Origin of the sequence: Pseudoxanthomonas sp. SL93, assembly GCF_026625825.1 — a bacterium.
Taxonomy (GTDB): Bacteria; Pseudomonadota; Gammaproteobacteria; order Xanthomonadales; family Xanthomonadaceae; genus Pseudoxanthomonas_A.
The window spans coordinates 1,799,506-1,824,561 of the sequence record NZ_CP113065.1; the positions used below are offsets into that span (position 1 = coordinate 1,799,506).

General features: G+C 67.4%; 21 protein-coding genes. 6 read left to right on the forward strand and 15 right to left on the reverse strand.

Annotation, left to right across the window (positions count from 1 at the left end):
• Positions 1-85 precede the first annotated feature (85 nt).
• Positions 86-2,278, reverse strand: coding sequence for a S46 family peptidase (locus tag OVA13_RS08530; protein WP_267793343.1), 2,193 nt, complete (start codon positions 2,276-2,278; stop codon positions 86-88).
• Positions 2,279-2,463: 185 nt separating this feature from the next.
• Between OVA13_RS08530 and tdh the strand changes: the two genes are divergently transcribed.
• Positions 2,464-3,498 carry an L-threonine 3-dehydrogenase gene (gene tdh / locus OVA13_RS08535; protein ID WP_267793344.1) on the forward strand — a complete coding sequence of 345 codons (1,035 nt, stop codon included), beginning with the start codon at positions 2,464-2,466 and terminating at the stop codon, positions 3,496-3,498.
• Between the two features lie 67 nt (positions 3,499-3,565).
• On the opposite strand, the gene OVA13_RS08540 is transcribed toward tdh, so the two are convergent.
• From OVA13_RS08540 to OVA13_RS08565, 6 genes are all read right to left on the reverse strand, one after another.
• Entirely contained in the window at positions 3,566-4,318 is a 753-nt protein-coding gene (locus tag OVA13_RS08540; RefSeq protein ID WP_267793345.1) for a TorF family putative porin, read from the reverse strand.
• Positions 4,319-4,519: 201 nt separating this feature from the next.
• A complete protein-coding gene (locus tag OVA13_RS08545; protein ID WP_267793346.1) occupies positions 4,520-5,590 on the reverse strand; it encodes a sulfate/molybdate ABC transporter ATP-binding protein in 1,071 nt (356 codons plus the stop codon).
• Positions 5,591-5,600: 10 nt separating this feature from the next.
• The gene (cysW, locus tag OVA13_RS08550; protein ID WP_267793347.1) at positions 5,601-6,578 is read right to left on the reverse strand and encodes a sulfate ABC transporter permease subunit CysW; all 978 of its coding nucleotides are present in this window, start codon (positions 6,576-6,578) and stop codon (positions 5,601-5,603) included.
• Position 6,579: 1 nt separating this feature from the next.
• Positions 6,580-7,446 (reverse strand): sulfate ABC transporter permease subunit CysT, encoded by an 867-nt coding sequence (gene cysT / locus OVA13_RS08555; RefSeq protein WP_267793348.1) that lies wholly within the window; start codon positions 7,444-7,446, stop codon positions 6,580-6,582.
• Positions 7,443-8,462 (reverse strand): sulfate ABC transporter substrate-binding protein, encoded by a 1,020-nt coding sequence (locus tag OVA13_RS08560; RefSeq protein WP_267793349.1) that lies wholly within the window; start codon positions 8,460-8,462, stop codon positions 7,443-7,445. The genes cysT and OVA13_RS08560 overlap by 4 nt, the downstream gene beginning before the upstream one ends.
• 17 nt (positions 8,463-8,479) lie before the next feature.
• Positions 8,480-9,952, reverse strand: coding sequence for an OprO/OprP family phosphate-selective porin (locus OVA13_RS08565; protein WP_267793350.1), 1,473 nt, complete (start codon positions 9,950-9,952; stop codon positions 8,480-8,482).
• A gap of 180 nt (positions 9,953-10,132) precedes the next feature.
• Between OVA13_RS08565 and kbl the strand changes: the two genes are divergently transcribed.
• Positions 10,133-11,347: a glycine C-acetyltransferase gene (kbl, locus tag OVA13_RS08570; protein WP_267793351.1), complete on the forward strand. Its 1,215-nt coding sequence runs from the start codon at positions 10,133-10,135 to the stop codon at positions 11,345-11,347.
• Positions 11,348-11,371: 24 nt separating this feature from the next.
• On the opposite strand, the gene OVA13_RS08575 is transcribed toward kbl, so the two are convergent.
• From OVA13_RS08575 to OVA13_RS08590, 4 genes are all read right to left on the reverse strand, one after another.
• A complete protein-coding gene (locus tag OVA13_RS08575; RefSeq protein ID WP_267793352.1) occupies positions 11,372-11,794 on the reverse strand; it encodes a hypothetical protein in 423 nt (140 codons plus the stop codon).
• Between the two features lie 154 nt (positions 11,795-11,948).
• Complete coding sequence (locus OVA13_RS08580) at positions 11,949-12,737, reverse strand: pseudouridine synthase (protein ID WP_267793353.1); 789 nt, start codon at positions 12,735-12,737, stop codon at positions 11,949-11,951.
• 41 nt (positions 12,738-12,778) lie between these two features.
• A complete protein-coding gene (locus OVA13_RS08585) occupies positions 12,779-13,288 on the reverse strand; it encodes a hypothetical protein (protein ID WP_267793354.1) in 510 nt (169 codons plus the stop codon).
• A gap of 193 nt (positions 13,289-13,481) precedes the next feature.
• Positions 13,482-14,558 carry an OmpA family protein gene (locus OVA13_RS08590; protein WP_267793355.1) on the reverse strand — a complete coding sequence of 359 codons (1,077 nt, stop codon included), beginning with the start codon at positions 14,556-14,558 and terminating at the stop codon, positions 13,482-13,484.
• 356 nt (positions 14,559-14,914) lie between these two features.
• Here OVA13_RS08590 and OVA13_RS08595 point away from each other — a divergent pair, with 356 nt between their 5' ends.
• A complete protein-coding gene (locus OVA13_RS08595) occupies positions 14,915-15,712 on the forward strand; it encodes a dioxygenase family protein (protein WP_267793356.1) in 798 nt (265 codons plus the stop codon).
• Position 15,713: 1 nt separating this feature from the next.
• Here the strand turns inward: OVA13_RS08595 and OVA13_RS08600 are convergent, their stop codons facing one another.
• A complete protein-coding gene (locus tag OVA13_RS08600; RefSeq protein WP_267793357.1) occupies positions 15,714-16,634 on the reverse strand; it encodes a LysR family transcriptional regulator in 921 nt (306 codons plus the stop codon).
• A 96-nt stretch (positions 16,635-16,730) separates the two neighbouring features.
• On the opposite strand from OVA13_RS08600, the gene OVA13_RS08605 reads away from it, so the two are divergent.
• From OVA13_RS08605 to OVA13_RS08615, 3 genes are read left to right on the forward strand one after another with little or no spacing between them, the layout of a single operon-like run.
• Positions 16,731-17,942: an MFS transporter gene (locus OVA13_RS08605; RefSeq protein WP_267793358.1), complete on the forward strand. Its 1,212-nt coding sequence runs from the start codon at positions 16,731-16,733 to the stop codon at positions 17,940-17,942.
• Between the two features lie 30 nt (positions 17,943-17,972).
• On the forward strand, positions 17,973-19,037 hold the full coding sequence (locus OVA13_RS08610; protein WP_267793359.1) for an aldo/keto reductase: 1,065 nt from the start codon (positions 17,973-17,975) through the stop codon (positions 19,035-19,037).
• Entirely contained in the window at positions 19,034-20,050 is a 1,017-nt protein-coding gene (locus OVA13_RS08615) for a zinc-binding alcohol dehydrogenase family protein (protein ID WP_267793360.1), read from the forward strand. Before OVA13_RS08610 ends, OVA13_RS08615 begins: the two co-directional genes overlap by 4 nt.
• A gap of 106 nt (positions 20,051-20,156) precedes the next feature.
• Here OVA13_RS08615 and OVA13_RS08620 read toward each other — a convergent pair whose 3' ends face one another.
• The 3 genes from OVA13_RS08620 to OVA13_RS08630 are packed head-to-tail and all read right to left on the reverse strand — an operon-like array spanning position 20,157 to position 24,995.
• A complete protein-coding gene (locus OVA13_RS08620; RefSeq protein WP_267793361.1) occupies positions 20,157-22,964 on the reverse strand; it encodes an AAA family ATPase in 2,808 nt (935 codons plus the stop codon).
• Complete coding sequence (locus OVA13_RS08625; RefSeq protein WP_267793362.1) at positions 22,957-23,673, reverse strand: hypothetical protein; 717 nt, start codon at positions 23,671-23,673, stop codon at positions 22,957-22,959. The genes OVA13_RS08620 and OVA13_RS08625 overlap by 8 nt, the downstream gene beginning before the upstream one ends.
• A complete protein-coding gene (locus OVA13_RS08630; RefSeq protein ID WP_267793363.1) occupies positions 23,670-24,995 on the reverse strand; it encodes a hypothetical protein in 1,326 nt (441 codons plus the stop codon). Before OVA13_RS08630 ends, OVA13_RS08625 begins: the two co-directional genes overlap by 4 nt.
• Positions 24,996-25,056 lie beyond the last annotated feature (61 nt).

Consider the following 25,056-nt stretch of genomic DNA (forward strand, 5'->3'; position numbering starts at 1 on the left):
GGAAACGAAGACGGGAGCGGATGATAACCGCTCCCGTCCCGTGTCCGCCGATGGCGTGGCGGCGATCAGACCAATGTGCGACCGCTTACTTGCCCACGCCCATTTCCTTCAGCAACTGCGGCGCCGGGTAGACCTCCTGCATGATCCAGCGCAGGTAGCGGCCATCCACGGCGATCATGCGGGTCATCTTGGGGTCGAACACCCAGTTGGAGCTGACCGATTCCCAGTTGCCGTCGAAGGCCAGGCCGATCAGCTTGCCGTGCGCATCCAGCACCGGCGAGCCGGAGTTGCCGCCGGTGATGTCCAGGTCGGACAGGTAGTTCACCGGCACCGAACCGAGGCGCTTGTCTTCGAGCCCGCCATAGCGCTTGGCCGCCACGGCGTCGAGCAGCGCTTTCGGCGAGTCGAACGGATCCTGCCCGGTCTCCTTCGCCACCACGCCTTCCAGCGTGGTGAACGGCGTGTATTCCACGCCGTCCTTCGGCGCGTAACCCATCACGTTGCCGAAGGTGATGCGCAGGGACAGGTTGGCGTCGGGATAGACGAACTCGCCCTGGCTCTTCTTGTAGTCCGCCAACGCCTGCAGATAGACCGGGCGCGCGGCCAGGTTCTCGCCGGCGCGCGTCTTGCGCTCCTGTTCCAGCGTCAGCAGCGTGGGCATCACGGCGACGGCGTACTGGCCGCTGCTCACGGCGACGGCGTACTGGATGGCCGGGTCGCTGCTGGCCTCGAAGGCCTTGCGGTCGGCCGCGAACCACTTCAGGCGTTCCTCGGTGCTGCCCAGCTTCGTCGCGGCCAGGCGGTCCAGCGCGCGCTTCACCGCCGTCGCATCATTGCCGCCCAGCCACGCGTCCACCGCCGCCACGCGTTGCGCCGCGGGCAGCTTCAGGTATTCGTTCAACCAGTATTCCTGCAACTGGCGGTCCATGGCGGGTACGTAACGGCGCTCGAGCTGCTTCAGGCCGCCTTCGATGGCGGGCAGGTCGCGTTCCTGGTAACCGGATTCGCGCTCGGCATTGGGCTTCTCGCGCTCGATCGACAACCGGTACAGCTGCGCGGCGACGCCGACGGTGCCCGTGTTGTGGAACTGGCCCAGGGTGATGTCGCGGTCGCGGGTGGCCTTGCCCTGCTCAAGCAACGCGATGAGCGTGGCATGCGCGTCCAGCGCCGCCTGCCCCTTCGCGCCCTGCCCCTTCAGCCACGCCAGCACCGCGGCTTCCTCGGCCTGTTTCTGGCCGGCGGCATCAATGCGCTTGAAGCCTTCCAGCTGGCCGTCGTAGTTCTTGCTGGTGTTGTTCCACCCGGCCATCGTGCTGGCGTACTTCACCTGGATGTCCGGGTTCTTCTTGCCCGCGTCGCCGACCAGCGCGATCAGGTTCTTGTAGTGGCGGCCGATGGTCGGGTAGGTCCACGCGGCGGTGTTGTCGAACTCGGCGGCCAGCGCGTAGCGGTTGGTGGAACCCGGGTAGCCCGCCACCATCACGAAATCGCCCACGCCCAGCGGCTTGTCGGCGAATGTCAGCCAGTGCTTGGGCTGGTACGGCACGTTGTCCTTCGAGAATGCGGCCGGCTTGCCGTCCTTGCCGACGTAGGCGCGGTAGAACGCGAAGTCGCCGGTGTGGCGTGGCCACATCCAGTTGTCGATGTCACCGCCGTACTTGCCCACGCTGCCGGGGGGCCCATACGCCAGGCGCACGTCCTTGATCTCCAGGTTCTTGAACAGGCGGTAGGTGTTGCCGCCGGAGAAGCTGTAGAGGCGGCAGCGGAAACCGGCATCGGCTTCGCAGTCGGCGATCAGCTTCTTCTCGAACGCTTCCAGCGCCTTGGTCCGGGCCAGTGGATTGTCGCCGGCACCGGCGATGACGGCTTTCGCTTCCGTGGTGACGTCCTGGATGTCGTCCAGCACGAACACGCGCGCATTGGGCCCGGCACTGACTTCATCGGCCGTGGTCGGCGCGTTGAAGCCATTCCTGATCAGGTTGTTCTCCGGGGTGGAATTCAGCTGGATGGCGCCGTACGCGCAGTGGTGGTTGGTGACCACCAGGCCGTTGGGCGACACGAAGCTGGCGGTGCAGCCGCCCAGCGCGACCACCGCCCCCATCGGGTCGCCGGTCAGGTTGGACAGCTGCTGCGGCGACAGCTTCAGGCCGGCTTTCTTCAACGGACCGGCGATCTCCGGCAATTGCTGCGGCACCCACATGCCTTCACCGGCATGGACAAGACCCGCCGGCACCAGGCAGGCGGCGGCAAGCGAAACGGCAAGCAGGTTGAGACGCATGGAAATCCCCTGACGGTAATGAGCGTTAGATTGTAACGAAGCTGTCATGCCCGCCCGCCCATGACTTATGGGCTATGCGACGGCGCCCCGTGAACGGATTCCGGGCCGTCAACCGGCGGTGCAACATGGCGCTCGCGGCCGGGGGCATATAATCCGCGCCTACTTTTTCGTGGATCGGCACCCCAATGGCGCAAACAATGAAGGCCCTCGTCAAGCGCGAGGCCGGCAAGGGCATCTGGATGGAAGAGCTGCCGGTACCGCAGCCCGGCCCCAACGAGGTGCTGATCAAGCTGGAGAAGACCGCCATCTGCGGCACCGACCTGCACATCTACCTGTGGGACGAGTGGAGCCAGCGCACCATCAAGCCCGGCCTGACCATCGGTCATGAATTCGTGGGTCGCATCGCGCAGCTCGGGTCCGCCGTCACCGGTTACGACGTCGGCCAGCGCGTGTCGGCCGAAGGCCACATCGTCTGCGGCCATTGCCGCAACTGCCGCGGCGGCCGCCAGCACCTGTGCCCGAACACCGTCGGCATCGGCGTGAACCGCAACGGCGCGTTCGCCGAGTACATGGTGATGCCGGCCAGCAACCTGTGGCCGATCCCGGACCAGATCCCCAGCGAGCTGGCCGCGTTCTTCGACCCTTACGGCAATGCGGCGCACTGCGCGCTGGAGTTCGACGTGGTCGGCGAAGACGTGCTGATCACCGGCGCCGGCCCCATCGGCATCATCGCCGCCGGCATCTGCAAGCACATCGGCGCGCGCAACGTGGTGGTGACCGACGTCAACGACTTCCGCCTGAAGCTGGCGGCCGACATGGGCGCCACCCGCGTGGTCAATGTGTCGAACACCTCGTTGAAAGACGTGATGGCCGACCTGCACATGGAAGGCTTCGACGTCGGCCTCGAGATGAGCGGCAATCCGCGCGCCTTCAACGACATGCTGGACTGCATGTACCACGGCGGCAAGATCGCCATGCTCGGCATCATGCCCAAGGGTGCGGGCTGCGACTGGGACAAGATCATCTTCAAGGGCCTCACCGTGCAGGGCATCTACGGCCGCCGGATGTACGAGACCTGGTACAAGATGACGCAGCTGGTGCTGGGTGGCTTCCCGCTGGGCAAGGTGCTGACGCACCAGTTGCCGGTCGATGATTTCCAGAAGGGCTTCGACCTGATGGAAGCCGGCAAGGCAGGCAAGGTGGTGCTCAGCTGGACGTGATCGCCGGTGAACGGCAGGCATGAAAAAGGGCGCCTTGCGGCGCCCTTTTTCTTTCGTGCATCGCCGATCAGGGAACGGCGACGGACACCGTGAACACCAGGCCCGGCTTGTAGATGTCGGAGCCACGGCGCAGTTCTTCCGCGTCGGACCCGAACGTATCGTAGTAGCCCAGCGTGGCGGTGGCCGGGCCGAAGCCCTTCGACACGCTCACCGAGCCATCGAAAAAGTCCGCGCGGCCCGCATCGCCACCGGCATCGATCGAGGTATAGCCCGTCGTCGCGCCCAGCGAGAAGCCCGAGTCGCCGAGATCGTAGCTGGCGGACAGACCCGCATAGGTTTCCTCGGCACCGCTGTTGCTGTAGTCGTCCGCGTAGGCCAGCGTGCCGGCCACGGTCAGCGGACCGCTCCAGGTCACCTTGGCAATGTATTCGTTGTAGTCGATGTCGCCGTAACCGTCGGACGAGCCCTCGTAGGTGTAGCGCGTCACGCCGAGGTCGAGGTTCCAGGAATCGTTGAGGTCCGTGTTCCAGCCCACGAAGTAGTCGAATTCGAAGTTCGGGCCGCCTTCGCCGAAGTCCACATTCGAGCCCCATGCACCCGCATACAGCCCGAAGGGTGCGGAGTACGTCAGGCCCGCCTGGAACGCCGGTTCGTTGTCCGTCTGCGACACGCCGCGGAACACGTAATCCGTGGTGACGGCGAACGTCGCGCTGAGCGGGAACGAAGATTCCTCTTCCTCGGCTTCCTGCGCGAACGCGGACATGGGAAGGGCCAGCAGCAGGGCGGTGGCAAGGGCGGTGCAGAGCTTGACGGGCTTCATCCGGGTTCTCCTGTGGCGGTATGGCAGTGTGGGGAGTGCCTGCATGGCAGGTTGCGATGCCGGTAGCGAAACCGTAATCACAACTTCACGGTTTTTTAACCGACTCGATATTGCGACGCAACAATCCCTGCCGTCAAGTACCTGCCGACACCCCGGTTGCATCCCGGGTTTCCTGCGCGAAACATGCCTGTTCTTGCACCTTCAGCGTGCCTGGGAAGCACCATCCCGGGGAAACCATCCGTACCGCTTGGGCACCAGCCGCACCGGTTGGCCCGGCTGGTTGTGCGGCCCCTCCTGTTCCGCGGGCAGCTCCACTTCCAGCTCCGCCCCACCCTGCTGCAGGCGTGTGCGAAGCCTCAGGCGCGGGCCGTTGCGCTGGGCGGCCAGGATGGTGGCTGGCCAACCTGCCTGTTCGTCATCGCTGGCTACGTGCAGGTCCTCCGGTCGCACGTAGACATCCGCGTCGCCATCCGCCTGCGGGGGATGCGCATCGCCCAGCGCCAGTCCCGCGACCTGCAGCCGGCTTCCCTTCCATTGCGCGGGCAGGCGATTGACCGCGCCGACGAAGGAATAGACGAACGGCGATGCGGGCACGTCATACGCTTCGGCCGGACTGCCCAGCTGTTCGATGCGGCCACGATTGAGGATGGCCACGCGGTCGGCAAGCTCGAGCGCTTCCTCCTGGTCGTGGGTGACGAAGATCGTGGTCAGGCCGGTGCGGTCGTGCAGTTCCCGCAACCAGCGGCGCAGATCGCGGCGCACCTGCGCATCCAGCGCACCGAACGGCTCGTCCAGCAGCAGTACGCGCGGCTCGATGGCCAGCGCGCGGGCCAGCGCCACGCGCTGGCGCTGGCCACCGGAAAGCTGCGACGGATAGCGCGACGCCAACCCTTCCAGCTGCACCAGCGACAGCAGCTCGGCCACGCGCTCGCGGATGCGCGCATCCGGCAGCTTGCCCGGCCCGCGTCGCACGCGCAGGCCGAACGCCACGTTCTCCTGCACGGTCAGGTGGCGGAACAGCGCGTAGTGCTGGAACACGAATCCCGCGCGCCGCGCCTGCACGCTGAGCCGCGAGGCGTCGTCACCGTCGAACCAGACATTGCCAGCATCGGCCTGTTCCAGTCCGGCGATCACGCGCAGCAGGGTGGTCTTGCCGGACCCCGAAGGGCCCAGCAGCGCCAGCAGCTCGCCCTTGCGCACCTCCAGGCTGACGTCGTCCAGCGCGGCGAACGCGCCGAAACGCTTGCTGAGGTGTTCGATCTTGATGCCCATGGCGCGGTTCTCAGTGGCGGTGGTTGGCCGCCAGCGATTCGCCGTGCCGCCATTCCAGGTAGGACTTCAACACCAGCGTGACCAGGGCAGTCAACGCCAGCAGCGATGCCGCGGCGAACGCGGCGCTGTACGCATACTCGTTGTAGAGGATCTCCACATGCAGCGGCAGCGTATTGGTGCGGCCGCGGATGTGCCCCGACACCACCGATACCGCGCCGAACTCGCCCAGGGCACGCGCACTGCACAGCAGCACCCCGTACAGCAGTGCCCAGCGGATGTTGGGCAATGTCACCCGCCAGAAGGTCTGCCAGCCGCTCGCGCCCAGGGTGAGCGCGGCCAGCTCTTCGTCGACCCCCTGCTGCTCCATCAACGGCATCAGTTCCCGGGCGATGAACGGGAAGGTCACGAAGATCGTCGCCAGCACGATGCCCGGCAGGGCGAAGATGATCTTCGGCAACTGCAGCGTGATCTCGCCCAGCAGGGGCAGCGACACGCGCCAGCCCTCGTCGATCAGCGCCCATGCCCAGCCCTGGGCACCGAAGATCAAGACGAAGATCAGCCCCGCCACCACGGGCGAGACCGCGAACGGCAGGTCGATCAGCGTGACCAGCCAGCGCTTGCCCGGGAAGTCATGCTTGCTGACCGCCCACGCGGCGGCCACGCCGAACAGCAGGTTAAGCGGCACCACGATGGCGGTCACCGCCAGCGTCAGCTTCACCGCCGCCAGCGCATCCGGCTCGGAGATCGCGGTGACGAAGGCGAGCCAGCCTCCGCGCAGCGCTTCCACGAACACCAGCAACAGCGGCAGCAACAGGAACGACAGCAGGAATCCCAGCGCGCCCAGGACGAGCAGCACCTGCACCCACACCGGCTCGGTGACGGCGGAACGCGCACGGATCCGTGCAGGCACGCGATGCTCGACGACAAGCGGCTCCACGACAAGCGACTCCGGGGGAAGGGCGATGACGGCGGTGGTGGCCTCGCTCATGCTAACCCCCTGCCTGCTTTTCCGCGCGCTGCAGGCGCGACTGCAGCGTGTTGATGACCAGCAGCAGCACGAACGACAGCAACAGCATCGCCGCGGCGATGGCGGTGGCGCCCTCGTAGTCGAATTCCTCCAGCTTGATAGTGATCAGCAATGGCGCGATCTCCGACACGCCAGGCAGGTTGCCGGCGATGAAGATCACCGACCCGTACTCGCCCACGCCGCGTGCGAACGCCAGTGCGAACCCGGCCACCACCGCCGGCCACAACGCCGGCAGCACCACCCGCGTGACCGTCTGCCAGCGGCTCGCACCCAGCGTGGCGGCGGCTTCTTCCAACTCGTGTTCCACTTCGGCCAGCACCGGCTGCACCACGCGCACCACGAAAGGCAGGCCGATGAAGACCAGTGCCACCGTGATGCCCAGGGGCGTGTAGGCGACCTTGATGCCCGCCGCTTCCAGCCATTGCCCCAGCCAGCCCGTCGGCCCGTACAACGCCGTCAGGGCGATGCCCGCCACCGCGGTGGGCAAGGCGAACGGAAGGTCGATCATGGCGTCGAACAGGCGCTTGCCCGGAAAGCGGTAGCGCACGAACACCCAGGCCACCAGCGTCCCCATCACCGCGTTGAACGCGGCCGCCGCCAGCGCCGTGCCGAAGCTGATCCGCAAGGCCGCCAGCACGCGGGGTTCCGTCCACACCGCCCACAGGCCGGCAAACCCCAGACCGCTGGCCTTGACGAACACGCCCACCAGCGGGATAAGCACGATCAGCCCGAGCCACGCCAAGGTGTAGCCCAGGCTGATGCCGAAGCCGGGAATGACGCGCCTGCGTCTCCCCGGCACCGGCAGTGGCGCGACCGTCGCGGTGGTCATTTCGCCTGGATCTGGTCGAACACCCCACCGTCGGCGAAGTGCGTGGCCTGTGCCTTGGCCCACGAGCCGAAGGTACCGTCGATGGTCACCAGCTCAAGCTTGGGGAAGCGCGCCACGTCCTTCGGGTCCGCGTGCTGCGGATAACGCGGACGGTAGTAGTGCTTGGCGGCCAGCCGCTGCCCCACCGGCGAGTAGAGGTACTGCAGGTAGGCCTGCGCCGCTTCACGCGTACCGTGCTTGTCGACATTGCGGTCCACCAGCGCCACCGGCGGCTCGGCCAGGATCGACAGCGACGGCACCACGATGTCGAACTTGTCAGGGCCCAGTTCCTCGATGGACAGGAAGGCCTCGTTTTCCCAGGCCAGCAGCACGTCGCCGATGCCGCGCTGCACGAACGTCGTGGTCGATCCGCGAGCGCCGGTATCCAGCACCGGCACGTTGCGGAACAGGGCACGCACGAAGTTGCGCGTCTTGGCTTCATCGCCCTTGAAGATCTTCAGGCCGTAGGCCCACGCCGCCAGGTAGTTCCAGCGTGCGCCACCGGACGTCTTGGGGTTGGGGGTGATGACCGAGACGCCCGGCTTCACCAGATCCACCCAGTCCTTGATGCGCTTGGGGTTGCCCTTGCGCACCAGGAAAACGATCGTCGATGTGTAGGGCGCGCTGTTCTCCGGCAAGCGCTTCTGCCAGTTCGCCGGAAATAGTTTGGCGCGCTGCGAGATCGACTCGACGTCGTAGGCGAGCGCCAGCGTCACCACGTCGGCCTCAAGGCCGTCGATCACCGAGCGCGCCTGCTTGCCGGAGCCGCCGTGCGAGGTTTCGATGGCAACCTTCTGGCCCTTGTTCTTCTGCCAGTCGGCCGCGAACGCGGCATTGAACTCGCGGTAGAACTCGCGCGTCGGGTCGTACGACACGTTGAGCAGCTTGATGTCCTTGGCGCCAGCGGCAGCCGCCACGGTCAGGCCGAAGGCGAGAAGCGCGTTGCGCACATGGTGTCGGACGGTAGGGGTCGTCATGGTCTTCTCCAGGGGAATCAGAACGCGACCTGCAGTCGCGAGAACACGGCTTTTTCGTCTTCGCGGTCGGTACCCGCCACCGCGCCACCTTCGAACTGCGTATCGAGGTAATTGACCACCAGTTTCAGGTTGCTGGTCAGGTACCAGTTCAGGCCCAGCGTCCACGCGGTGGCCTTGCGTGCGGACACCGCGGAATCGGCGAACAGCGGGAACGCCGCATCGTCGATTTCCAGCACGCCGTAACGTCCGACCAGTTCGAACGCACCCCAGCCACCGCCCGCACTGAAGGGGCTGGACGGCTTCACCACACCCCGGTAGCTCGCATCCTCGCCAGTCAGCACGAAGCTGGCCGTGGCCTGCCAGGCGGTGTTCTCAAGATCCGCACGCGTCCCTGCCGCTGCGCCGGTGGTGACCAGCAGCTCCTGCTCCGACGCGATGTATTCGGCCAGCAGGCCGAACCGGCCGCGATACAGGTAACCCTGCGGGGAGAAACGGCGATGCTCGCCATCGGCGGCGACCGCCGCACGGTAGTTGAAGAACTGCGCCTGGCCCTGGGTGCGGTAGCGCGGCAGGAAGTTGTTGCCCACCCCCGCCTTGTCGCCGATGCTGCCGGCAATGCCGAAGCCCAGGCCCGACCAGCTGCTGCTGGTGTTTTTGAATGGTTCGAAGAAGATGCGGCCCGCGTATTCGAACTCGTCGTCCGGATTGGTCGTGGCCGCATCGCGTCCATCGGGGGCACCGTTGTACACGCCCGCGACGTAACTGACGCGCCCTTCGGCGAACTCGCCCTGCGCCTGCACGCCCAGGTCGCGGTTGGGTGCCAGTTCGGTCGGGAAGCTGCGCTCGACCAGCGCGATGGCGCTGCCCGACTGCAACCGCTCCAGTCCGATCGGCCCCTTCACCTTGCCCGCGCGCAGCGTGAAGGCCGGGTCCAGCTTCACGTCGACATAGGCGTCCACGATGGTGGCGCTGTCGCCGGCGAATTCAGGGGTCAGGCGGAACGACACCAGCTTGCCGAGCGAGCCCTCGATGGTCGGCCGGATGCGCCGGAACAGGAAGGTATCGTTCTGTGGCACCGCGTCATCATCGAAGAAGAACCGCGCATCGCCCTGTACCAGTCCGCGCAGCTTGAACTCGTAGTCGCCATTGGCCGACTTCAGCGAAGCGCCCTTGTCGTTGACCGCCACCACCGGTGCTTCCTTCGCCTTGGCCGCCTGCTCTTCCTGCTGCAGTTCGAGGCGGCGCTCGAGGATGCGCAGCCGCTGATCCAGGTCACCCAGTGTCCCGCCTGCACGCACATCCCCCTCCACCGAGGCCACCGGTGCCGGCGCATCGCCCACGCGGCGCTCCAACGCTTCCAGACGCTGCAGCAACTGCTCCACGCTGGGCTGGCTCTGCGCGACAGCCGGGAGCGCCAGCGAACAGGCCAACGCGCCGATCAATGCCGCGCCCCTGCCTTGCCGCCTGCCACTGCCCGATGGTGTCCGCATTGCCCGTTCCCCGTTGTTGGCCGTCGTCGGCCGGAAAAGGGATGCTGCGGGCGCACATCGGCCACAGGAAATGACGAAACCGCGATTGCTTATGCCCTGCGGTCATGTATGTACACCGCGCCGACGGGAATGAGGGCCCGCCGGGTAGAATGGCCGCTTGTTCATCCTCGTGATCGCGCCATGCCCAACCCGTTGACCTCCCCGGCTCTCACCGGGCACTACGCCGTCGAGCTGGAAGCCATCCGCGCCCAGGGCCTGTTCAAATCCGAACGCATCATCACCAGCCCGCAGTCGGCCGAAATCACGCTCGCCGATGGCCGCGCGGTGCTCAATTTCTGCGCCAACAACTACCTGGGCCTGGCCGATCACCCGCAGATCATCGCCTCGGCGAAGGCCGCGCTGGATACCCACGGCTTCGGCATGGCCTCGGTGCGCTTCATCTGCGGAACCCAGGACCTGCACAAGCAGCTGGAGAAGAGGATCGCCGACTTTTTCGGCACTGAGGACACCATCCTCTACGCCGCGTGCTTCGATGCCAATGGTGGCCTGTTCGAACCACTGCTGGGCGAGAACGACGCGGTGATCTCCGATGCCCTGAACCACGCGTCGATCATCGACGGCGTGCGCCTGTGCAAGGCCAAGCGGTTCCGCTACGCCAACTGCGACATGGCCGACCTTGAAGCGCAGCTGCAGGCGGCCGATGCAGCCGGCTGCAAGACCAAGCTGATCACCACCGACGGTGTGTTCTCGATGGACGGCTTCATCGCCCCGCTGGACCAGATCACCACGCTGGCGAAGAAATACAACGCCCTGGTGCACATCGACGAATGCCATGCCACCGGCTTCCTCGGCGACAACGGGCGTGGCTCGGCGGAAGTGAAGGGCGTGCTGGAGAAGATCGACATCATCACCGGCACGCTGGGCAAGGCCATGGGCGGCGCGCTGGGCGGCTTCACCACGGCGAAGAAGGAAGTGATCGAACTACTGCGCCAGCGCTCGCGCCCCTACCTGTTCTCGAACTCCCTGCCGCCGCACGTGGTGGCAGCCGGCATCACCGCCTTCGACATGCTCTCTTCGGCGGGCGACCTGCGCCGGCAATTGCAGGAGAACACGCGCTACTTCCGCGAGAAGATGACGGCCGCCGGTTTCGACATCAAGCCGGGCGTGCATCCGATCTGCCCGGTGATGCTGTACGACGCGCCGCTGGCGCAGAAATTCGCCGAGCGCCTGCTTGAGGAAGGCATCTATGCCATCGGCTTCTTCTTCCCGGTGGTCGCCAAAGGCCAGGCGCGTATCCGCACGCAGATGAGCGCGGCGCACACGCGCGAGCACCTGGACCGCGCCATCGACGCGTTCACCCGCATTGGCCACGAGCTGGGCGTCATCAAGGGCTGAGCGCCCCGGCGACGCAGGCGCCGGTCAACGCCGGCGCTTGCGCTCCGCCCGCGCCACTGCCGGCTTGGGTTGCGGGCCCTTCGCCACGCGGATGCCGCGCGCCTTCATCCAGCGGTCGAAATCCTCCGCCGACATCTTCTTGCCGTGCTGGCTCATGTCGAAGCGGTAGTAGTCCGGATCGCGCTTGGCCGCGGAGGCAGCCGCCGTCGTGCGCCGGCTGCTGCGCGATGCCTTGCGGCCATCCGCCAGCAGCTCGCATTCGCCGGATACGGGAAGACCCAATGCCTCGTCGCCGACGCGCGCCGCCTGCAGCGCGTGCTGCAGCGGGCTCGTCTGCGCAGCCACTTCGGCACGCTTTCCGGCTGCCTTGCCGCAGGACGCGATCTCCTGCGCCGATGCCGTACCCATCACCCACATCAGTGAAACCGCGACCAGACAGTGGCGCATGACGACTCCTCCCCAGGATGTGGCGCGAGTGTAGGCATGCGTCGATTTGTTTAGCAGGCGTCAAAAGGTGCGCTTCTGCACACTCCCCGACATCGGTGCCGGTGCGATGCGCGAACTGTGCGCGCCCTCGCGCTGCGCATGCCACCCACGTCGCTCAGCGCGCGGGCTCCGCCAGCGACAGGAGCTCTTCGCGCGTCAGGGGACGCCACTGCCCTTTCGGCAGTTCGCCCAGCGGCAGTGGCCCGATCGCCACGCGCACGAGGCGCAGCACGTCGATGTCGAACGCCGCCAGCAGGCGCCGGATCTGCCGGTTGCGGCCTTCGGCCAGCACGATCTCGAGCCAGGCGTTGCGCTCGCCGCTGCGCAGCACGCGCGCCGTGGCGGCCGACAGGTGCTCGCCCTCGTGGACGACGCCCTGCACCAGCGCGCGCAGCAGCCCCTCGTCGGGCAGCCGGTCGACCTGCACGTGATAGGTCTTGTCCGGTCCCTGCGCCGGATCGGTGATCCGCGCCGCCCATGCTGGATCGTTGGTGAACAGCAACAGGCCCTCGCTGGCCTTGTCCAGGCGGCCGACCGGCGCGATCCATGGCAGGCCCCCGCCATCGAAGCAGCGGTACACCGTATCGCGTCCGCGCTCGTCCTGGGCCGTGGTGACCAGGCCGCGGGGTTTGTTGAGCATCAGGTAATGGCGCGGGCTGTCCGCCAGGGGCTGCCCATCCACCACGATCCGGTGCCGCCCCTGCACGACCGGGAATTCCGGATCGCGCATCACTCGCCCATCCACCGTGACGCGCCCCTCGCCGATCCAGCGGGCAGCCTCGGTGCGCGAACACAGCCCCTGCTTGGACAACACGCGGGCCAAACCATGCCGCGGCGGCGCACCGGCGGTGACCCGCGCAGCGCGCGTCACCCGGGGCGTTCGCGGCGGGCGGGAAGCGGGCATCAGGCGGTGCGAGAACGGCCGGGTCTACCGGCCGTCGTGGATCAGTCCTTTTTCGCCGGCGCGGCAGGCGCTGGCTGCACGGCCGGCGTTGCGGCGGGTGCGGCGCCCTTCGCCACGCGCACGCCACGCGACTTCATCCAGGCGTCGAATTCCTCGGCGGTCATGCGCTTGCCGTTCTGGTTCATGTCGAAGCGCCACGGCGTGTTGTCGAACTCGGTCTTCGGCTTGTAGGCCGCAGGACTGTTGGCCACCGCGGCGGCGGGGGCCGCGGCAGCAGGCAGTGCCTTGGCCACGTTGCGGCAGCCCTCGATGCGAAGGCGCAGCAGCACGCGGTCCACCGACTGTGCTTCATCGAACGCATGCGACGCCAGCACGCCGGAGGGCGCGCCGAGCTGCGTGGCCGTGGGCGTGAATTCGGGAGCGACCGGCGCGATAACCGTCGCACGGGCTGGCAGCGGCGGCGGCACCGGGCTGCCCGCGCAATCGGGGGCGGCGTGGGCGGCGGGAATCGCAGCGATGCAGAACAGGCTGGCGAGGACATGACGGCGCATCGGGACGACTCCTGCAATAGAACGTGCAGCGAGTGTAGGCAGCACGGCCAGGCATATCAAGGAATCGCGGGGACATGGGGCCGCGCATGCGGCAAGGCGGAAACGTCGTCACGGAATGCAGCGTGCGCGGAACCGCAAAAAGACGAAGCCCGGCACGAGGCCGGGCTTCGGGTGTTGCGGGAAGAGCGTCCGATCAGTTCTGGACGTTCAGTTCCGTACGACGGTTGCGAGCGCGGCCTTCAGCCGTGTCGTTGGTGTCCAGCGGACGGCTTTCGCCGTAACCCACCGGGCCCACCAGACGCGAAGCGTCCACGCCGTTGCTGGTCAGGTAGTCGTACACCGTCTTTGCACGGCGCTCGGACAGGCCCTGGTTGTAGGCGTCGGTACCGACGGAGTCGGTGTGGCCGGCGACTTCAACCTTCAGGTCGGGGTAGCGCTTCAGGATTTCGGTGGCTTCGCTCAGGATCGTCACAGCATCCGGACGCAGGGTGGCCTTGTCGAAATCGAAGTTGACGCCCTTCAGGTCGATCGAGACCGGCACCGGGCAGCCGTCCGGACCGATGGTCTGGCCAGCCTGCGAACCGGGGCACTTGTCGTCGCAGTTGTTGACGCCGTCACCGTCGTCGTCACCATCGGCGCAGGTCGGGGCGACCGGCGGCGGCGGAGCAACAGCGGCGGTCGGGGCCGGGCCCAGCGGGATCACGACGCCGACCGAAGCCAGCACGTCGCCGAACCAGCTTTCGTCCGGAGCAGCGAAGCTCTGGTCGTCGAAGTCGGCGCGGTAGGCGATTTCGGCACGCACGCCGACGCGCTTCTCGAGCGTGGTCTGGATGCCGACGCCGACCTTGGCGGCCAGGTTGCCGTCTTCACGGCTACCCGGGGAATCCGGGTTCGGGAACGCGTCGTACTCTTCCTCGGCGCGCTGGTAACCCAGGCCGGCCAGGATGTACGGGTTCCAGCCGCGGCCTTCGGAGATGAAGTGGCGACGCAGGTCCAGCGAGATGCCGTACTGGCTCCAGTTCAGGTCCTGGTTGTCGTCGAACTTCGGGTTCTGGTAGTTCAACTCGCCGTCGAGCGACCAGTTCGGGCTGATGAACTTGCCCAGACCCAGACCAACGAACGGGGCGTTGCGGGTGGTGCGATCATTGTCCTGCATGTTGAAGCCGGCCGAACCGGTCAGGTACCAACGGTCGTCAAACTCCTGGGCCATCGCCTGGTTGGCGAGGCTCAGGCCGCCCAGCAGCGCGGCGCAGAGAAGTTTCTTGTTCATTTGCAGCTCCTTGTAAAAGTTCAGTTGTAGAGAAACCGAAGTACTTCGCTTGCTTGCATTCCAGTTTTCTTGTGGTTATCCGAAGGCGACTACCGCGACGCCATCCTGAACAGATTATGCGGCAGTACGTGAAGACTGTGTTAACGGTACCATAACAAGTCCGACGAACGTAACACTATTAACTCGAAGCGCGGACGGCAAGCATTGCTGCAGGCGTGCGGACATTGTGAGGTGAAGGCAGCCTAGTGGGTCGAACGCTGGCATGCCTGCCGTCTGTCGGCAACGTTGCACGCGGGCAACAGACTGATGCGGCGCGCGCCCTTGGTCAACGTGGACCTTGGCCCGATGCTCGTCTCATGGACAACACCACCGCATTGCCTTCCCTCTTCCTCTCCCACGGCTCACCGATGCTGGCCGTGGAAGACTCGCCCACGGGCCGCTTCCTCGACCGCCTCAGCGGCCTTCTGCCGCGGCCCAGCGCGATCGTGGTGGCGTCGGCCCATTTCATCCATGCACGGCCCACGGTGACGGCGACGCCTTCGCCCGGCACGATCCATGACTTCGGCGGCTTCCCGCCGGCGCTCTACGACATCCGCTACCCCGCGACGGGAGCGCCCGCGCTGGCCACGGACGTGGCAGCACGGCTCACGGCCGCAGGATTCGATGCCCGCCTCGATGACCGGCACGGGCTGGACCATGGCGTCTGGGTGCCACTGCACCGCATGTATCCGGCGGCCGACCTGCCAGTGGTCGCGTTGTCGGTGAATCCCGCGCGCGGCGCCGACTGGCATTACCGGCTGGGGCTTGCGCTGGCACCGCTGCGCGCACAAGGCGTGCTGGTCATTGGGTCGGGCGGCTTTTCCCACAATCTGCGCGCCCTTGACTGGCAGCACGGCGACGCGCCCGCCTTTCCGTGGGTGGATACGTTCACGCATGCCCTGCGCGAGCGGTTGCTCGTTGGCGACATCGAAGGTGCGCTGGACTGGCAGTCGCTGCCGGAGGCACAGCGCAACCATCCCACCCCCGAACATCTTTACCCGTTGTACGTGGCCTTGGGCGCAGGTGGCGTGGGCGCACGCGCCCGGCTGCTGCACAGGGACATGGAGATGGGCGGGCTGGCGCTGGATGCGTTCGCGTTCGACAACAACACCTGACTCACATCGGCAAGCCGCGCTCCCAAGGCGGGTTTTCCCCGAACTGATCGACCAGGAAATCGGTGAACGCCCGCACGCGCGGCGGGACCAGGCTTCGCTGCGGCATCACCGCGCTGATGGCGGTGGTGGGCAAGGGGTAATCAGGCAACACGACGCGCAGGCGCCCCGCCCGCAGGTCGTCGGCGATGTGCCACAGCGAATGGACGACGATGCCTTCGCCCGCCAGCGACGCGTCCCTCAGCACTTCGCCGAAGTTGCTCTCGAAACGCCCCTGCACGCGCACGGCCACCTCACCCCCTTCCGGCGTGCCCAGTCGCCACACGTCCTGGCGGCCATTGCTGCCGAACAGCAGCAGGCAGTCGTGGCGGACCAGATCCTGCGGGACCCCGGGCATGCCGCGCCGGCGCAGGTAGTCGGGTGACGCGCACAGCACGCGCCGGTTGGGCGCGATGCCGCGTGCGACCAGGCGCGAATCCTCCAGCGCACCGATGCGGATGGCCAGGTCGAAGCCTTCGCTGACCAGATCCACAACATGATCGCTGAGGTGCACGCTGAGGCGCAGCTTGGGGTGGCGCGCCAGGAACGCCGGCAGCAGTGGCGAGACGTACTGGCGGCCGAACGAGGCCGACATCGTGAATCGCAGGGTGCCGGCGATCTCGCTGGCCGCTTCCCGCAGGCCGCTTCCCAGCGATTCCAGTTCCTCCACCAGCACGCGCCCCTGCTGCGCGAGTGCCGCGCCTTCCGGCGTGGGATGCAGGCGCCGGGTGGTCCGGTGCAGCAGGCGCACGCCCAGGTCCTTCTCCAGCCGCTTCAGCCGTTGGCTGGCCACTGCGACGGACAGGTCCAGGCTGTGCGCGGCCGCCGTGATCGAGCCTTGGTCGAGCACGCGCAGGAAGAGGGCAAGATCGCCAACCCGGTCCATTATCAATAATTCGTTGATAGTGATTCGCCATATTCGCCGTTTCTCGCAGTGACGGGAAGGGGCAAGCTGCGCGCCTCCCCACGGGTCCCCTACTCCATGGCCACCGCTCCCTCCTCCCGCCGCATGCCGGTGGCGCTGTACGCGTTGACCGCCGGCGCGTTCGGCATCGGCACCACCGAATTCGTGATCATGGGCCTGCTGATGCAGGTTGCCACGGACCTGAAAGTCACCATCGCCGCAGCCGGCCTGCTGATTTCCGGCTACGCCCTGGGCGTGTTCGCGGGCGCGCCGCTGCTTACCGCCGCGACCAGCCGGCTGCCGCGCAAGGCGGTGCTGGTCGCCTTGATGGTGGTGTTCACGCTGGGCAACCTGGCGTGCGCCCTGGCACCCAACTACACCGTGCTGATGATTGCGCGCGTGCTGACCTCGCTGGCGCACGGCACGTTCTTCGGTGTCGGTGCGGTGGTGGCCACCGGACTGGTCAGCGAGGACCGCAAGGCCTCGGCGATTTCCATCATGTTTACCGGCCTGACCGTGGCCACCTTGCTGGGCGTGCCCGCCGGCGCATGGCTGGGGCTGCACTACGGCTGGCGGGCGACGTTCTGGGCGGTGGCCGCGATCGGCGTCATCGCCACCGTCGTGATCGCCACGCTGGTGCCCAGCGACACCCGACGCGAGGCACCCGTCGCGTTCCGCGAGGAGCTGAAGGCCATCGCGCGCCCGCAGGTGCTGCTGGGCCTGCTGATGACGGTGCTGGGCTTCGGTGGCATGTTCACCGTGTACACATACATCCAGCCGTTGCTGACGCAGGTCACCGGTTTTGCCGACGCGGCGGTCTCCCCGATCCTGCTGGTGTTCGGCGTGGGCATGATCATCGGCAACCTGCTGGGGGGCCGCTTCGCTGACAGGCGCCTGTCCGGTGCCCTGCTGGGGACGCTGGCCGCGCTGGCCGCGGTGATGGGCGCGATGACGTTCGCGCTGCAGAGTCCGTGGCTGATGGTCGCCTTCGTGGGGCTGCTGGGCGCCGCCGCCTTCGCGACCGTCTCGCCCCTGCAGCTCTGGGTATTGCAGAAGGCCGACGGCGCGCAGAGCCTGGCGTCCAGCCTCAACATCGGCGCATTCAACCTCGGCAATGCATTGGGTGCCTGGTTGGGTGGCGTGGTGATCTCGCAGGGGCTCGGCCTGGCCGCGCTGCCCTGGGTGGCCGCGTTGGTGCCGACAACCGCCTTCGTCGTTGCGCTGTGGGCGCTTGAGTTGGAACGCCGCCGCCAGCGTCTCGTACTCGTCGGCGATGCCGCCGGCACCTGATCCGCTCCTTCCCCCTCTCAGGACTCGCACATGGAAACCCGTTTTCTCGGCCGCTCCGGCCTGAAGGTCTCGGCACTGGGCTTCGGCGCCGGCACGTTCGGCGGCAAGGGGCCGCTCTTCGGCGCCTGGGGCAACACCGATACCGCGCAGGCGCGCCGCATGATCGACATCAGTCTGGACGCAGGCCTCACCTTCTTCGACACCGCCGATGTCTATTCCGACGGGGCGTCCGAATCGATCCTGGGCGCGGCCCTGCAAGGCCGGCGCGATCAGGTCATCCTGTCCAGCAAGACCGGCCTGCGCCTGGGAGAAGGCCCCAACGATGCGGGCGCGTCTCGCTTCCGCCTGCTCAAAGCGGTGGATGCATCGCTGCAACGGCTCGGCACTGACTACCTCGATCTGCTGCAACTGCACGCCTTCGATGCGTTGACGCCGGTCGAGGAAACATTGTCCACGCTTGATGGGCTGGTCCGCGCTGGCAAGGTGCGCTACCTGGGCGTCTCCAACTACGCCGGGTGGCAACTGATGAAGTCGCTGGGCATCGCCGACCGCGACGGCTACACACGTTATGTCGCCAACCAGACCTACTATTCGCTCGTCGGCCGCGACTACGAATGGGAACTGATGCCACTGGCCATCGACCAAGGGATAGGCGCGGTGGTGTGGAGTCCGCTGGGTTGGGGCCGGTTGACCGGCAAACTGCGGCGCGGGCAGCCGTTGCCGGCCACCAGCCGCCTGCACGAGACCGCCGACATCGGGCCGCCGGTGGAACAGGCGCGCCTGTTCCGCATCATCGATGCGCTGGATGTCGTCGGCGAGGAAACCGGCAAGTCGATACCGCAGATCGCGATCAACTGGCTGTTGCAACGTCCCACCGTGTCGACCGTGCTGATCGGAGCGCGTACCGAAGAACAGCTGCTCCAGAACCTCGGCGCCATCGGCTGGCAACTGTCGCCCGAGCAGATCGCGCGCCTGGATGCCGCCAGCGCCGTCGAGGCGCCGTACCCCTACTATCCATACTGGCGCGGACACTTCTCCGAACGCAGTCCGCTGCCCGTCCAAGCCTTTCCCCCACACGCCGGAGCCACGCCGTGAAAGCTGTCGCCCTTACCCGTTACCTGCCCATCGACGATCCACAATCGCTTTCCGATGTGGAATTGGCCACGCCCACACCCACGGGTCACGACCTGCTGGTGCGCGTGGAAGCCGTATCCGTGAATCCGGTCGACACCAAGGTGCGATCGCCGAAGCCGCAGGTGGAAGCGCAGCCGAGGGTGCTGGGCTACGACGCCGCCGGTGTGGTTGAAGCGGTCGGCGAAGCAGTGACGCGCTTCAAGCCCGGCGATGCCGTCTATTACGCGGGCGACATCACGCGCCCCGGCAGCAATGCGCAGTTCCAGCTGGTGGACGAACGCATCGTCGGCCACAAGCCGGCGTCGCTTGATTTCGCCCAGGCTGCCGCCCTGCCGCTGACCACGATCACCGCATGGGAACTGCTGTTCCACCGCATGCCCTACGCGTTCGATGGCGGTGGCGCGGGCAAGTCGCTGCTGGTGATCGCCGGCGCGGGCGGCGTGGGCTCGATCGCCATCCAGTTGGCGAAGCGGGCGGGCTTCACCGTCATCGCGACGGCCTCCCGCCAGGACAGCATCGACTGGTCGCGCGCGATGGGCGCCGACCACGTCATCACCCATCGTGAACCGCTGGCGCCGCAGTTGAAGGCGCTGGGTTTCGACACCGTCGATGCGGCACTGAACCTGGCCGACACCGACCGTTACTGGACCGAACTCGGCGAGCTGCTGGCACCGCTGGGCCATGTGGGCCTGATCGTCGAACCGCGCGGCGAGCTGCGCATCGGCGACCCCTACAAGTCCAAGAGCATCGGCATCCACTGGGAAATGATGTTCGCCCGGCCGCGGTTCCGCACTGCCGACATGGGCGAACAGGGGGCATTGCTGGATCGCGTGGCTGACCTGATCGACGCCGGCACCTTGCGCGGCACGCTGACCGGAACGCTGTCGCCCATCAACGCCGTCAACCTGCGCGAGGCGCATCGCCGGCTGGAATCGGGTACGACCATCGGCAAGCTGGTGCTCGCCGGCTGGTAAGAAGAGGATCGCCGTGGGAGCGACGTGAGTCGCGATGGAGTCAGGAGATGCAGGCATCTCCACTTTCCCGTCGCGACTCACGTCGCTCCCACCGCAGGATTCTTCTCTACGCGGCTGCAGCCTCCCCGCTGCGGTCGCGCTTCAGCACGGCCACCGGCTCGGCCCACGTGCTGGCGGCGCGGCGCTTGCTCGTCGCCAGCACCAGGTCGGACGGTTCGAACACATTGAGGTTGTGCGTGATCGGCGTGGTCAGGATGTACTGCGCATCGGTGGAACGCAGGAAGCGGCCGACCTTTTCGATGTTGGCCACGTCCAGGTGGGCGAACGGTTCGTCGATGAACACGAAGCCGCCCGGCTGGTCCTCGTCGCGCAGCAGCGCGACAAGCAGCAACAACGACTTCATCACCTGCTGACCGCCCGATGCCTCGCCGTCGTCCAGCCCGATCCAGCCCTTGCGGTCGAAATCGAAGCGCACGGTCAGACCCGCCTGCGCCAGCGCCGTGTCCTCGTTCACCAGTTCCGGCATCTCGACGTCCACGCCGATGCCCGCCAGATCACCCAGCGAGGACAGGTTCTTGCGGTAGCGGCGCACGGTGGCGCGCAGCACATTGATGTACGCGCCACGCGCTTCCTCGGTGATGCGCTTGGCGCGGTGCAGGTGTGCCTCGCGCTTGCCGATGGCCGCTTCAAGCCCGTCGTGGTCGGCGGCGAACTTGTCGCGCAACGACACGCAGCCGTCGTCCTCGACGAACGCGCCACGCGACAACCGTTCGTCGATGCGCTCGAGTTCCCGCCGCACGGCGGCCGCGCTCTCGTACTCCTCCCGTGCGGCGCGCAGGGTTTCCACGCTTCTCCACTCGCGCGGCATCTGCGCACGACGACGGCGGAACTCGACGATGCGCTGCACCAGTGACTGTCGCTCCTGTGCGATCTGCAGGCCACGCTCGTGCAGTTCGCCCGCCAGCGAACGCAGTTCGCCTGCGCGGGTGGCGGCCGCGATGCTTTCGGCCTTGTCCAGCGCCTCGACAGCATCCAGCTGGCTGCGTGCCTGCGCCAGCGCCGACGCCGCCTGCTGCGCGGCTTCCGCCAAGCCGGCGAGGCGTTCGGCCGCATCGGCGAATTCCGAAGCGCGGGTGACCAGTTCCTGACCCGCATCCAGGCCCAACAGGCGGCTCTGGTCGCCGTCCACGCGCTTGCCCAGTCCGGAAAGCTCCGATTCGCGCGCCTGCGCGCGTTGCTGGATCGCGGCCTGTTCGTCGCGCAACGCGGCGAGGCGCGCCTGGCGTGCGCCGGCACCGAAGTGCGCCTGGCCACCACCGATGTGGCGCCCGCCACGATGCTCGCGCAGGTAGCCCTGGGCGGTGATCCAGTCCTGCCCCTTGGGCAGGCGATGTCCGGCGTCGATGTCGGCGACGCGCTGGATGCGGTCCAGCTGGCGCGGCAACCACGCAGGCGGATCCGCGGAGAAGCGCACGACCTCAAGCAGCGAGCCCTTGGTGGCTTTTTCCACCGGCGCACGCTCCGCCACCACGAAGTGGCGGTAGTGCATCTGTTCCCCGAGCTGCCACGCCGCGCGCGCATCCTTCGGCGCGTCCAGCACGACCAGATGACGATACGGCGCCAGCACCGCCTCCAGGGCCACCGACCACGCCGGGTCGGCGATCTCGACCAGTTCGGTCAGCACGCGATGACCGATGCCCGCCCCGTCGAGTGCCGCGCGGAAATCGCGCTCGAACGGCTCGACCAGGCGCCCGCCACCACTGAGGGCGGCCAGCTGCGCGGCGATTTCACTGCCACGCTGGCGATCGCGTTCGGCGTCCAGTTTCAGTTCGGCCTGGCGGCGACGGCCTTCCTCCACGCGACGGCTCAGGGCTTCCACGTCGGCGTCACCCCGTTGCGCCTGCAGCCGTGCCAGGTCGTCGCGGCGCTTGACCAGCATCTCGGCGTCGCGCGCATGGTCGCGCGCATGGGTGAACACGGCTTCGGCCTCGCGCAACTGCGCCTTGGCCTGTGTCAGTTCGGCCTGCAGTTCGCTGCGGCGCAAGACGGCGCCGGCTTCCTGCGACTGCAGGTGGGCATGTGCGTGGACGCGCTCGCGCAGAGCGCGACGCAGCCCTGTCAGGCGCGGCCGCGCACCGTCGATGGCCGCGCGCTGTTCCGCCAGTTCCACCTTCGGCGCGACTTCGGTCTGCAGTCGGTTGCGCTGGCTGCGGAGCGCCAGGCCTTCCTCGAAGGAACGCACGTCGGCCCGCGACGACTCCAGCCGCAGGTGCAGCTCCGCCAGGCCCTGTTGCAGCTGGCCGATCTCCTTCTCCACGTCGAACTGCTCGTTGCGGGCACGCTGGTAATCGTCCAGCACGGCCTTGTCCTCGAACACGTCGAAGACCAACTGGAGCAGTTCGCGCGGCGACAGCTGGCACAGCTTGTCCGTCGCACCCTGCTCCAGCGTCAGCACGCGGCAGATCGCGCGGCTCAGGCCTGCACCGGCCATGCGCACGCGGTAGTCGCGCACGCCCAGCCAGTCACCGCCCTGGTCGAGCGTCTCCACCGGCACGTCACCGGGGACGATCTGGTAGTCGCGCGACCAGTCGCCGCCGCGCTTGCGGATGCGGCAGGCGATGGTCACCTGCTCATCCATGCAGGGGAAGAACGCGCGCTTGCCACGACGGTCCACCGGATTGCTGACCACCGCGCGCAGCCAGGCATACGGCTTGCCGTTGTGGCGCAGGTAGGTCTTGTAGTCGCGCGCCATGTCGCGGTCGTCGATCGCCAGCAAGGTGCGCAGCGCGTCGAGCAGCGTGGTCTTGCCGGACCCGTTGGGGCCGACCACGGTGATGATGGATGCATCCAGCGGCAGCTGGTAGCGCTGCCAGTAATCCCAGTGGACGACCTCCAGGCTGCGGAACTCAAACATCGGCCTGGGCCTCCTGCCGTGCATCGTCTTCCACGGCGTCATCACCCTCGCCGTCCGCGACGGCCAATGCCTGCGACTGGCGCGCCTGTTCGATCACGAACGACAACGCACCGTCCATCACGCGGCTGGCGATGCGTTCGTAGTCGAACGCCAGGTCGAGCAGCGGGCCTTCATGGATGCGCTCCTTGCGGCGGACGATGAAGCCCTGCCGCTGCAACGCACCCAGGTTCATCTGGATGCGGCCCTTGCCACCCAGCTTGTCGCCGAAATCGGCGAGCAGGGTGCGCTCGTTGATGGGCTCGACCATCTCGGCGCCCACCGGCACCGGCTTGAGTTCGGCGAACATCTGCTCCTGCTCCTGCTGGCGCTCGCTCTCCTGGCGGGAAATCTGCCGCTGGCGCTTCGGCAGCACCAGCAACGCCCACAGCACGACCAGCAAGGCCATCGCGTCGCGACCCAGCGAGAGGTTGCTGGCCGCCCAGGCATCCGCATTGCCGAACACCTCGTTCTCCTGCGCGCGCGCGACCCCCACGGCGACGTGGGCCGCGTAGGGATGCTCCAGCAGCCGCAGGCCGGCGGCGGCTAGCCTGCGATCCAGGTCGTCGCGCAGTTCGGCATCGACCAGCACCTGGCGCACGGCGCGGTCGTCGCGCGGCAGCCAGCGTTCGGCCAGCAGCCGCGCGATCAGGGAAGCGATGGGGTCGGTCATGCGGTCTTGGCTTTCCGTGTGTTGCGGGGACGCGATGTCGCGTCAGGGGTGATGGCATCGCTGCGGGGCAGCAGGCGACCACGACTCATGTAGGCCACGCCGGCGCGCTGCACCGTCTCGACATCAGGTTCCACCTGCCACTGCATCGGCAGCTGCGCGAGCGAAGCACTGACACCACTGCGGTTCTCCGCACCGGCGTCGCCGATCAGGCCTAGCAGCGACAGCCGGTAAGCACTCACCGCGAAGCTGTCCTGCGGCACCCAGTCGGACAGTGGGGCGGCGTCCTGCAAGGCCGCCAGCTGGTCCAGCCAGGCCTCGGCATGTGCGTAGTCGTTCCGGGCGGCGGGGGGCTGCGCATCCGTCGGTGCCTGCCGGGCGGGCGGCAGCGTGGCGTCTTCCTGAGCCTCGCGCTCGCGGTCGACCAGTTCGTACTCGGCGACGTCCAGCGCGATGGGGCCCAGCACGAATGCCGCGATGGGCGTGCGCGCCAGCACGTCGTCGGCCAGCGCCGCCAGCGCATCGCTGTCCAGCCCGCGCAGGAAGCGGTTGACGTCCGACGAGGACAGTCCGCTCGCGCCGAGGTGCACGCGATGGCGGTCCAGCTGGTTCAGTGCCCGCTGGAACACCGACGCCTGCCGCAGCAACGCGCTCTGCGCACGGCCGATCTGCTGGGCGACACGATGCGTGGCGGCATCCAGTTCCGGCTCGGCGGCGATGTCGTGGATGACGGCGGTGCCCTTCTCCACCCACTGCCACACCGACTGCAGGGTGTCGGCCGCGCGCTGGATGCGGTGTTCCGAGCCGCTCAACACGGCCTGGTCGAAGTCTTCGCGCAGTTCGTTCAACCGCGACAGCAGGTGTTGCAGGTCGTCGGCCTTGACCCGGCCGACCGCCTGGCCGGCGGCCAGCTGGGCGGTGACGTAGGCCAGCTCGTCGCCTTCGCGGGTGAACTGCAGCAGCAGGCCGATGGACGCCAGCGCCTGCCGGCCGACCGGGCTGATGCGGTAACGCTGGCTCTGGCCTTCCCACAGCAGCAGGCCGTTCTCGCGCAGGCGCGCCAGCACGGTGTCGAACTTGACCGCATCCAGATAGGCGAACTGCTCGCGCAGCTCCTGCGGGGTCCAGTCGGGGGCCTGCCCGCGCTCGCCGATGGTGCGCAGTACCAGCAGCCGCACCATCACGCTTTCCTCGCCGCCATGGAACAGCGTCGAGAAGGCCCGCAACAGATCGCGGGCCGCCAGCAGCGGATGGAGGTCCGGCAGGTCGGCGGCGGCGATGCCGTCGCGCAGGTAGTCGTGCAGCGGGGGTGCGGGGGCGTCCATGACGTCCAGAAAGCCTTGGTCCCCTATGGTCCGCGAGGCCGCCGGGCGAGACAACTCTTGA